The sequence below is a fragment of the Pseudolysinimonas sp. genome, from assembly GCF_057350545.1.
The window spans coordinates 1-10,299 of the sequence record NZ_JBMRCP010000104.1 but is presented as its reverse complement, the minus strand read 5'-3'; the positions used below and the strand labels follow the sequence as shown (position 1 = coordinate 10,299).

Annotated in this window: 9 protein-coding genes; 6 read left to right on the top strand and 3 right to left on the bottom strand. The window is 69.8% G+C overall.

Annotation, left to right across the window (positions count from 1 at the left end):
* Positions 1-5: 5 nt before the first annotated feature.
* Positions 6-1,079, bottom strand: coding sequence for an ABC transporter permease (locus tag ACO1X9_RS14345; RefSeq protein WP_486351526.1), 1,074 nt, complete (start codon positions 1,077-1,079; stop codon positions 6-8).
* A gap of 132 nt (positions 1,080-1,211) precedes the next feature.
* Here ACO1X9_RS14345 and ACO1X9_RS14340 point away from each other — a divergent pair, with 132 nt between their 5' ends.
* Together ACO1X9_RS14340 and ACO1X9_RS14335 are read left to right on the top strand one after the other, a co-directional pair.
* Positions 1,212-2,030, top strand: a complete 819-nt coding sequence (locus ACO1X9_RS14340) for an NAD-dependent epimerase/dehydratase family protein (protein WP_486351525.1) — start codon at positions 1,212-1,214, stop codon at positions 2,028-2,030.
* Positions 2,020-3,078 (top strand): isocitrate/isopropylmalate dehydrogenase family protein, encoded by a 1,059-nt coding sequence (locus tag ACO1X9_RS14335; protein WP_486351524.1) that lies wholly within the window; start codon positions 2,020-2,022, stop codon positions 3,076-3,078. Before ACO1X9_RS14340 ends, ACO1X9_RS14335 begins: the two co-directional genes overlap by 11 nt.
* A gap of 95 nt (positions 3,079-3,173) precedes the next feature.
* Here the strand turns inward: ACO1X9_RS14335 and ACO1X9_RS14330 are convergent, their stop codons facing one another.
* Both ACO1X9_RS14330 and ACO1X9_RS14325 read right to left on the bottom strand, forming a co-directional pair.
* Positions 3,174-3,887, bottom strand: coding sequence for a FadR/GntR family transcriptional regulator (locus ACO1X9_RS14330; protein WP_486351523.1), 714 nt, complete (start codon positions 3,885-3,887; stop codon positions 3,174-3,176).
* On the bottom strand, positions 3,884-5,071 hold the full coding sequence (locus tag ACO1X9_RS14325) for a CaiB/BaiF CoA transferase family protein (protein ID WP_486351522.1): 1,188 nt from the start codon (positions 5,069-5,071) through the stop codon (positions 3,884-3,886). The genes ACO1X9_RS14330 and ACO1X9_RS14325 overlap by 4 nt, the downstream gene beginning before the upstream one ends.
* A 170-nt stretch (positions 5,072-5,241) precedes the next feature.
* Between ACO1X9_RS14325 and ACO1X9_RS14320 the strand changes: the two genes are divergently transcribed.
* The 4 genes from ACO1X9_RS14320 to ACO1X9_RS14305 all read left to right on the top strand — a co-directional run bounded on the left by ACO1X9_RS14320 (position 5,242) and on the right by ACO1X9_RS14305 (position 10,109).
* Positions 5,242-6,936, top strand: coding sequence for a gamma-glutamyltransferase family protein (locus ACO1X9_RS14320; protein ID WP_486351521.1), 1,695 nt, complete (start codon positions 5,242-5,244; stop codon positions 6,934-6,936).
* A gap of 2 nt (positions 6,937-6,938) precedes the next feature.
* Positions 6,939-7,481 carry a MaoC family dehydratase gene (locus ACO1X9_RS14315; RefSeq protein WP_486351520.1) on the top strand — a complete coding sequence of 181 codons (543 nt, stop codon included), beginning with the start codon at positions 6,939-6,941 and terminating at the stop codon, positions 7,479-7,481.
* A 101-nt stretch (positions 7,482-7,582) separates the two neighbouring features.
* Complete coding sequence (locus ACO1X9_RS14310) at positions 7,583-9,064, top strand: aldehyde dehydrogenase (NADP(+)) (protein WP_486351519.1); 1,482 nt, start codon at positions 7,583-7,585, stop codon at positions 9,062-9,064.
* Between the two features lie 61 nt (positions 9,065-9,125).
* The gene (locus ACO1X9_RS14305; protein ID WP_486351518.1) at positions 9,126-10,109 is read left to right on the top strand and encodes an SDR family oxidoreductase; all 984 of its coding nucleotides are present in this window, start codon (positions 9,126-9,128) and stop codon (positions 10,107-10,109) included.
* Positions 10,110-10,299 lie beyond the last annotated feature (190 nt).

The following is a 10,299-nucleotide window of genomic DNA, read 5'->3' as shown; positions in this document are numbered from 1 at the left end:
CGCGCTCAAATGCTCATCCCTCTCGCGAGATCGGTCGGTTGCTCTCCCTGAGCGGCTCGCCTGATCGCGGCGCGCATCTTCCGAGTGGAGGAGAGGGGACCCGCGTGGCGGATGCGCGGGTCGATCACCCCGTACAAGAGGTCGACGATGAAGTTCGTCAGCACGAGCACGAGCGCGAAGAAGAGGGTGGTGCCCATCAGGAGTGGGATGTCGCGGGTCCGCGCGGCGACCGTGAAGAACATCCCGAGGCCGGGGATGCCCATGAGCGCCTCGATGAAGACGGTCCCGGTGGCGAGGCCGGCAAAGAGCGGGCCGACGACGGTCACGACGGGGATGAGCGAGTTGCGCAGCGCGTGCTTGACCAGTACCACGGAGGGTCGGCCGCCCTTCGCGATCGCCGCGACCACGTATTCCTCGCGGAGCGATTCGAGCATCGAAGATCTGACGTAGCGGGCGAGGATCGCGGTGGGACCTACGGCGAGCGCGAGGATCGGGATGACGGCGTTGTCGACATCCCCCCATCCCCCGGTGGGGACGAGTCGCAGCCAGGAGGAGAGGATCAGCACCAGCACGAGCGCCGCGAGATAGCCCGGGAACGCGCTGGCCGTGGTGACGACGAACATGGGGACGTAGTCGCCGGGGCGGTCCTTCTTCACGGCCGCGAGCACGCCGAGCGGTACGGCGACCAGCACGGTCAGCAGCGTGGCGCCGACCGCGAGCGTCAGCGAGACCGGGAAGGCCCCGGCGATGATGCTCTCGACGCTCGACTGGGGGTACTTGTAGCTCGGCCCAATGTCGCCCGTCACGACGCCGAGCATGAGTTCGGCGTACTGCTGCCAAGCGGGGCGGGTGTCGGTCGAGCCGGTCGAGCCACTCTCCCCTCCGCCCGTGCCGCCGCCCAGGCCGGAGCCCTCGATGTCGGCGAGCTGCTCGAAGGAGCCGGGGACGAGCTTGAGCAGGGCGAATGTCACCACGGACACGGCGAGAAGTGTCAGCGCGAGGCGCACGATGCGTCCGAGGATGTACCTCAACACGACGAACGCGCTCCGGGCGGGGTGCCGTCGGGGATCATAGGCCATCCTCGGTCGTTCGGATATGCGAACAGTGATCGCGCTTGCGAACACTTCCGTGAACTGTAAGACTGCCCCGCGATCATTGTCAACGCGCCGTCCTTCGACTCTAGGCTGACGGCCACGCGAAGGAGCCCCTCGATGCCCTCCGAGATCGTCGTCGTCACCGGAGCGGCGGGCGGCGTCGGCACGGCCCTCAGACCGCGGCTAGCCCGGAGCGGTCGCACGCTCCGCCTTCTCGACCGCGCCCCCCTCGCGCCACTCGCCGACGCGGGGGACGAGCAACATGTGGTCGCCGAACTGGAGGACGTCGACGCGATCCGTGCGGCCGTCTCCGGCGCGAGCGCGATCGTCCACCTCGGTGGACTGAGTCTCGAGGCTCCATGGCGCGACATCCTGCGGGTCAACGTCGATGGGACCCACACCGTGCTCGAGGCCGCGCGGTTGGCGGGCGTTCCGCGCGTCGTACTCGCCAGTTCCAATCACGTCGCCGGCTTCGTGCCGGTAGACGGCGCGCCCCTCGCCGACGACGTGGCACCGGCGCCGGACACCTACTACGGCGTGTCGAAGGTCGCGGTCGAGGCACTCGGCTCCCTCTTCCACCACCGCTACGGTCTCGACGTCGTGGCGATCCGCATCGGGTCGTCCTTCCCGCAGCCGCGCGACCGACGACAGCTCTCGACCTGGCTCTCCTACGACGACGCGGCTCGCCTCGTCGAGGCCGCGTTGAGCGTGCCGTCCCCGGGCTACCGCGTCGTCTGGGGCCAGTCCGCCAACACGCGTGGCATCTTCTCGCTCGAGGGCGCGCGTGCACTCGGATACGAGCCGCAGGACGACGCGGAGAGCTTCGCCGACCGCATCGGCGATCTCTCCCCCGGCCCGTTCGACCATCTCGTCGGCGGTGCGTTCTGCTCGCCTGACCTCGACGCCGCGCTGCCGGGGGTTGACGATGCCCGCTGAGTCGCGCCGCCACCGCATCGCCGTCCTCGCAGGAGACGGGATCGGCACCGAGGTCATCCCTCCCGCCATCGCGACCATGGATGTCGTCGGGGCCAGACACGGCGCCCGCTTCGCCTGGGAGCACCTCCCCTGGGGATCGGATCACTACCGGGCCCACGGACGCATGATGCCGGTGGACGCGCTCGAGACGCTCGCCGGCTACGACGCGATCCTGCTCGGCGCCGTCGGCGACCCGGACATTCCGGACACCGAGACCCTGTGGGGCATGCTCATCCCGATCCGCCGGACCTTCGACCAGTATGTCAATCTGCGTCCGGTCCGGACGCTCGCCGGAGTGCCTGCGGCGAGCTCTTCGGCGATCGACCTCCTCATCGTGCGCGAGAACACCGAAGGCGAGTACTCGACGGTCGGGGGTCGATATGGAAGCGGGCAGGCGGAGACCGCCGTTCAACAAGCGATCTTCACTCGCGCGGGCATCGAGCGGGTGACGCGCTACGCCGTGCGTCGCTCGCTCGAACGCTCGGGACGTCTGACGTCGGCGACGAAGTCGAACGGCATCATCCACTCCATGCCCTTCTGGGACGAGGTGGTGCACGACGTCGTCTCCAGCGAGGACGGCGTCGAGCTCGACAGCGTACTCATCGACGCCCTCAGCGCCGGCTTGGTGCTGAAGCCGGACCGCTACGACGTCATCGTCGCCTCCAACCTCTTCGGTGACATCCTCTCCGACCTCGCGGCGGCACTCGCGGGGTCGATCGGCATCGCTCCGAGCGCGAACCTCGACCCCGAGAAGAGGCATCCCTCCATGTTCGAACCCGTCCACGGCTCCGCCCCCGACATCGCGGGGCTCGGTGTCGCGAATCCGGTGGGCGCGATGTGGGCCGGCGCGATGATGCTCGACCACCTCGGAGAGACCGCCGCGAGCGCGGAACTGACCGCGGGCTTCGAAGCGGTGCTGGCGTCTGGTACGCGGACGCGTGACCTCGGCGGCACCGCAACGACCAAGGAGTTCTCGGCCGCCGTGCTGTCCGAGCTCGCGGGCCGGTGACGGCGTGAGCTCCGCCCGCCCTGACCTCCCGGGCTCGGAGAGCACCGGGCGGCAGCGCACGGAGCTCGGTCAGGCCTGACGGTGAGCGCCGTGTCTCAGCGAGCGCGGTCGATCGCCTCGTACGTGGTCCGCAGATAACGCAGATGCGCGCGCACGGCTTCCCGGGCCCCGACCTGATCGCGCACCTCGATACTCGCAAGGATGTCGCGGTGGTCTTCATCGACGCGCGCCCGGAAATCGGGCGCCGCGCGCTCGCGAGCGAAGCGATCCTCCAGAATCCGGAAGACGGGAGCCGCGACGAGCTCGAGGAGCGGGTTGTGGGTCGCGCGCAGCAGGAGGGTGTGGAAGGTGCGGTTGTGGTGGAACACGGCGTCAGGGTCGGCGGGGCTCGGCTCGGCGATGCTCGCCCGAAGCCCCCGGAGCTCGTCGCCGGTCCGACGGAGCGCCGCGAGCTCCGCCGCCTGAAGCTCGATGATCTCCCGCACTTCGAGCAGCGACGACACGGGCAGGCGATCCGACGCCGTGAGCAACCCGAGGCCGGTCGCGAGGGCGTCGCTCAACTCCTCCGGCTCGGGGTGCGTGATGAACACCCCACCGCCGACACCACGCCGGCTCGTCAGGTATCCCTGGCTCGCCAGTGCGCGAATGGCCTCGCGCGCGGTGTTGCGACTCACCGAGTAGGCCGCGCTGAGCTCGGATTCGGCGGGAAGCCGATCCCCGGGGCGCAGGTCGCCCGCGCGGATCTCGTCGAGGATGCGTGCGGCGACCCGGTCGTAGGCGGGCGCGTTCGCCTCGCCCGGTGTCATCATCCCCCCATCATCCCCGCAACCCGTCGGATCGCCGTGTCGTCGTACCCGAGCACATCGCGCAGGACCCGGTCGGTGTCGGCGCCGAGGCCTGGGGCCGCGCGGTGACCGGCCGAGGGCTCGCCGACCCGCACGGGACTCGCGGGTGCGACGATCTCACCCCACTCAGGGTGCGGGACGTGCGTGAAGCCGCCGCGCGCGATCACCTGCGGGTCTGCCGCCACCTCGGTGAGGGAGTTGACCGGACCGCACGGGACGCCCGCTGCCGTGAGGGCCTGGAGCCACGCCGTGACCGGTCGGGTCGCAAACACCTGATCGAGAAGGGGCAGCAAGACGTCGGCGTGCTCACGGCGATCGCGGAAGGTTGCGAACCGCGGGTCGTCGCCGAGGCTGGGGTCGACGGTCTCGACGAGGCGCTCCCAGAACTTCTCCTTCGCGCACGCGACGACGATCCAGCCGTCGGCGGCGGCGAAGTTCTGGAACGGGACGAGCGAGGGATGAGCGGATCGTGCCGTGCGGGTCGAGGCGTACCCCGCCGTCTCCTGCCAGGTCCCGACGTAGCCGAGCATCGAGACGGCCGTGTCGAGCAGGCTCAGGTCGCAGTCCATCCCGACCCCGTCGCGTCGCGCGGAGTGGATACCTGCGACGAGAGCCGCCGTCGCCGCAAGCCCCGCCGAGAAGTCGACGAGCGAGAGTCCCGACTTCGCGGGCGGGCCGCCCGGCTCGCCCGTGAGGTCCATCCAGCCGGCGAGCCCCTGCACGATGTAGTCGTACGCGGGCTCGGCAGCGCGGGGCCCCGTCATCCCGTAGCCGCTCAGCGAGCAGCACACGATCGCGGGGTTGATCGGCGCGAGGTCTGCGTAGCGGATACCGAGCCGCTCGGGCACGTCGCCCCGCAGGTTGCTGAAGACGGCATCCGAGACACGGACGAGATCCTCGAACACCGCACGCCCCCGCGGGTCGCGCAGGTCGAGGGCGACCGACGACTTGTTGCGGTTGTACGTCTGGAAGAAGAGGGAGTCCTCACCGTCGGCGAAGGGCGGGACATAGCGCGCGACGTCCCCGCCCGCGGTCGGGTCTTCGATCTTGATCACCTCGGCGCCGAGGTCCGCGAGGTGCAGGGTCGCGTACGGTCCCGCGCCGTACTGCTCGAGGCTGATGATGCGGATGTCGGCGAGCGGTCTCACCTCGTCACGGTAAAACTCGGAGGTATATCCCGTCAAGTCACCTTCGGGTGCGACCCGGTTGCCGAAATACCGGGCGCGGCGCTACGCTCGATCGCGAAAACCTCCGAGGAATGGTGATGACACGCACAACGAGATTGATCGGGAAGACGGCGGCACGCGGTACGCGCGGGATGGCAGTCGCCCACAACCGTGAGGGCGCGGAGGTCGGCGCGGCGATCCTCGATCAGGGCGGCAACGCCTACGACGCCATGGTCGCGATGAGCTTCGTCACGGCAGTGCGCGAGACGGCCATGAACAGCATCGGAGGATGCGGCGTCCTTCTCGCCCACTCGGCGGCAACCGGGATCGTCGAGGAGATCAACTTCTACGGGCGCACGCCGGCGGGACTCGCCGAAGACGTCTTCGTGCCGTACGCCCAGCCGGCAGCGGACGGCGGGGCCGCGATGGGCTGGGATGCGCTGCGGGATGCGGTCAACGAGCGCGGTGCGCTCTCGGTCGGAGTTCCGACCTACGTCGCAGGTCTCGCAGCGCTCCACGAGAGCGGCGCGACGATGCCGTGGGAGGAGCTCCTGCAGCCGGCGATCGCTCTCGCGCGAGACGGATTCACCGCCGACGAGGAAGACGTCGTCTACGCCGCCAACCACCTCCGGCACCTCGAAGCAGGCGGAGAGATCGCCCGTGTGCTGCTCGCCGACGGACTTCCGATGCCGACAGGCTTCTACCAGGGCGCCGGTCGGCCCGTCGTGCAACCGGACCTCGCCCGAACGATCGCGGCGGTCGCGGAGGGCGGCGCCGACGCGTTCTATCGGGGACCGATCGCCGAGGCGATCGCTCGGTCGGTCCAGGCCGGCGGCGGAGTCCTCACGACCGAGGACCTCGCGCGCTACCGCCCCTCGACCGAGAAGCCCTTGCGCGCGCACTACCGCGGCTACGAGGTCGTCGCGACCTCAGGGATGACAGGCGGGCTCACGCTCATCCAGATGCTCAACCTGGCCGAGCAGCTCGACCTCGGCTCGCTGCCCCGGTGGTCGGGTCGATGCCTCCACCTGATCGCCGAGATCATGAGGCAGGCATGGACCGATCGGTTCGTCTACGTCGGTGACCCGACAGGGGCTACGGTGCCGCTCGACGCCCTCACCGATCCGGCCTACGCGACCTCGCTGCTCGACGGCTTCTCCCGCGAGCGCGTGGCCGACAGGACCCGACCCGGCGATCCCTGGCCGTTCTCGGCACTCGTCGAGCCGGGCGAGCCCGCGTTGTCCGGCGACCCCGGTGGCCATGAGACGACCCACTGCGCGGCGGCGGATCGTGACGGGAACGTCGTCACCCTCACGCAGACCCTCGGCCTGGCGTACGGGTCGTGCGTCATGCCGGAAGGGACGGGCGTCAGCCTCTACGACGTGACGATGTGGATGAACCCGCGCCCCGGCACGCCCAACTCGGTCGGACCATGGAAGACCCAGCTCGGCCATGCGACTCCCGTGATGTTGCTCAAGGATGGGAAGCCCGTCGCAGCGCTGGGCGCCCCGGGAGGACGCCGCGTCGTGACCTCCATGTTCCAGACGATCATCAACATGATCGACTTCGGCATGGACGTGCAGGAGGCGATCGGCGCACCGCGTCTCCACCTCGAGGGCGCTCATCCATCGCGTCCGGTGGGACCGACCGTGCGCACTCTGATCATCGATGACCGCGTTCCCGCCGACGCACTCGACGATCTGCGCAGCCGGGGTCACGATGTCCGGGCTGTCTACGAGTCGGGGACCACGAACTTCCTGGCCAAGCCGCTCGGCATCGCGTACGACGACGGCGGTCTCGTCGGTGGCGTCGACGTCTTCCACAAGTCGCTCGGGATCGGCGTCTGATCGTGGTCGTACGCGACGGATGGACCGGTCGGTTCTTCGAGGACTTCGAGGTCGGAGACGTCTATCAGCATCCGCTCGGCCGCACGATCACGGAAGCCGACAATACGTGGTTCACCCTCCTGACCATGAACACGAACCAGTCGCACTTCAATCGCGAGTACGCCGCGCGGTCGGAGTTCGGTGCCCCGCTCGTCGTCTCCACCCTCACCCTCGCGATCGCGGTCGGCCAGAGCGTGACCGACCTCACCCAGAACGCATTCGCCAATCTCGGCTGGGACGACATCCGCATGACCCACCCGGTCTTCGCGGGCGACACCCTCTACTCCGAGTCGATCGTCCTCGAAACCCGCGGGTCGTCCTCCCGCCCACATGCCGGAGTCGTGACGGTGCGGACGCGGGCGCTCAACGGCGAGGGTCGCGAGGTCTGCACCTTCCGCCGCACGTTCTACGTCTACCGTCGCGGCGCCGCGCAGATCGCGGGACTGTTCCCGACTGCCGCCGCCCCGCTGACCCTCGACGACGCAGTTCGGCTATCTGAACACTGATCGCTGTTGCGAACAGTGTTGCTAAGCTGGCCGTGTCGGGCAGGCGCTCAGTGACGCACCGGATCCGGCTCAACTCAAGACCTCGGGAGCAGATCATCTCCATGTCAGCGATTTCCGACGACCCGAACCCGCGTCAGGTCGTCAGCCGAGACGCGCGCACTCGTGAGGTGCTCGAAGAGTTCGTCGAAACGACCGAGGCCGAGCTCGAACAGCTCTGCCGGTCGGCGCAGCAAGCGGCGCGACCGCTCGATGAGATGGGTCGACGCGGGCGTGCGGCGATGCTGCGCGACATGGCCGGGGCGCTCAGAGCGCGAGAGGACGAGATCCTCGACATCGCCGGCCGCGAAACGGCGCTCACCCGTGCGCGTCTTTCGGCCGAGCTCAGCCGGACGTGCCACCAGCTCGAGTTCTTCGCGGGCATCCTCGACGACGGTGCCTACCTCGAGGTCTCGATCGTTCCGGCACACGATTCGGCGCTCGGCCCCCAGCCGGACCTCCGACGAATGCTCGTTCCGATCGGGCCGGTGGCGGTCTTCGCGGCGAGCAACTTCCCCCTCGCGTTCTCGGTGCCCGGCGGTGACACCGCCTCCGCTCTGGCGGCGGGTAACCCGGTGATCGTCAAGGCGCACGGTTCCCACCTGGCGACCTCGGCGCTGTGCGCGGAGATACTGCAGGACTCGGCTCGTCGTGCGGGCGCTCCGGAGGGGACCATCGCTCTCGTGCGCGGGCGCGACGCCGGCATCCGCCTGGTGGCCCACCCCGTGATCTCCGCCGTCGGCTTCACCGGCTCCCCAGACGGCGGCCGCGCACTCATGCGGGTCGCGGAACAGCGTGATCGTCCGATCCCTTTCTACGGCGAACTGGGAAGCATCAACCCGCTCGTCATCTCTGAGACCGCGTGCCGCGACCGGCGGGACTCGATCGCGTCCGGACTCGTCCAATCGGTCACGGCGTCGGCGGGGCAGCTCTGCACCAAGCCGGGGCTCGTGCTCATCCCGAGGGGACCTGCGGGCGATGGACTGCTGGCCGCGATCGACGACGAACTCGCACGAGTCGAGGCCCAGTACCTGCTCGACGATCGCATCCTCGGAAGCTTCCGGGCCGGGATGGAACGACTCGAGGCGCTGCCGGGCGCGTCCACCCGTATCGGCGCGCTCTCCCAAGCCGGCGCCTCGACCGTGTCGGCGGTGTTCGTGGAGATCGCGAGCGAGGATGCCGGATCCGAGGCGTTCGCCGAGCACTTCGGCCCGGCGGCGGTCGTCGTGCGCTACCGCGACGAAGGCGACCTGCTGCGCGTGCTCTCCCAAGTCGAGGGGTCGCTCACCGCGAGTTTCCATGGACCTGTCGCTGAGATCGGGGCGGCGGTGGAGGCCCTCTCCCCGGTGTCGGGACGTCTGGTGTTCGACGGCTTTCCGACCGGCGTCGCCGTCTCGATGGCGCAGCACCACGGTGGACCCTGGCCCGCTTCGAACTCGCTGCACACGTCGGTCGGGGGCTCGGCGATCCGACGCTTCCTCCGCCCGATCACGTGGCAGGACGCCCCGTTCGATCTCCTGCCCGACGAGCTCCGGCCGGGCCGGTGAGAGCGCCGTCGCCGAGGGGGCCCCGGCCCCCTCGGCGACGCGCTCCGCATAGCCTGAGCCCATGGCTCGACGCATCCTGTTCCTCGGCGGCAACGGCACCATCAGCGCGTCGTGCAGTCACGAGGTGCTCGCGCGCGGCGACGAGCTCACGCATCTGACCCGCGGGATCGGCTCGACGCGGGAGCCGATCGAGGGTGTGCGGACGCTCACGGGAGACGCGACGGACGCCGCCTCGGTGCGCGCCGCGCTCGGCGCGGAGGAGTTCGACGTGGTCGTGAACTTCCGGGCGTTCACCCCCGAGCACGTCGCCGCCGACATCGAGACCTTCGCCGGACGCACCGGCCACTACGTCTTCATCTCCTCGGCATCCGCCTATCAGAAGCCGGTCGCGGCCCTGCCGATCGTCGAGTCGACGCCGCTCCGCAACCCGCACTGGCAGTACTCGCGCGACAAGATCGCCGGCGAAGACGTGCTCGTCGCCGCCTACCGCGAGACCGGCTTCCCGATGACGATCGTGCGGCCGTCGCACACCTACGACGGCGGCTCCGTCCCGCTCGAGGGCGGCTGGACGGCACTCGACCGCATGCGCCGCGGCGTGCCGGTGATCGTGCATGGCGACGGCACCTCCCTGTGGACGCTCACCCACTCCCGCGACTTCGCCCGCGCGTTCGTCGGCCTGCTCGGCAACCCGCACGCCCTCGGCTCGCCCGTGCACATCACGGGCGACGAGGTGCTGACCTGGGATGCCATCGCCCTCGCCCTCGGATCTGCCCTCGGGGTCACCCCGGAGATCGTGCACGTCGCGTCGGACACGATCGCGCGCGTCCTCCCGGACCTGGGGCCCGGTCTGATCGGCGACAAGGCGCACTCGGTCGTGTTCGACAACACGCGCGTCAAGCGTCTCGTGCACGGGTGGGAGGCGATCATCCCGTTCGCCGACGGCGCCCGCGAGATCGTCGAGTGGCACCTCGCCGACCCCCGCCGGCAGACGGTGCGGCCCGAGCTCAACGACGCCTTCGACACCCTGGTCGCTCTCGCGGGTTGAGTAGCGCCGCGCGCAGCGCGACGCGTATCGAAACCGCACCGGCGAGAGACGCGGGTTGAGGAGCGCGCCGCGCAGCGGCACGCGTATCGAAACCGCACCGGCGAGAGACGCGGGTTGAGGAGCGCGCCGCGCAGCGGCACGCGTCTCGAAACCGCACCGGCGAGAGACGCGGGTTGAGGAGCGCGCCGCG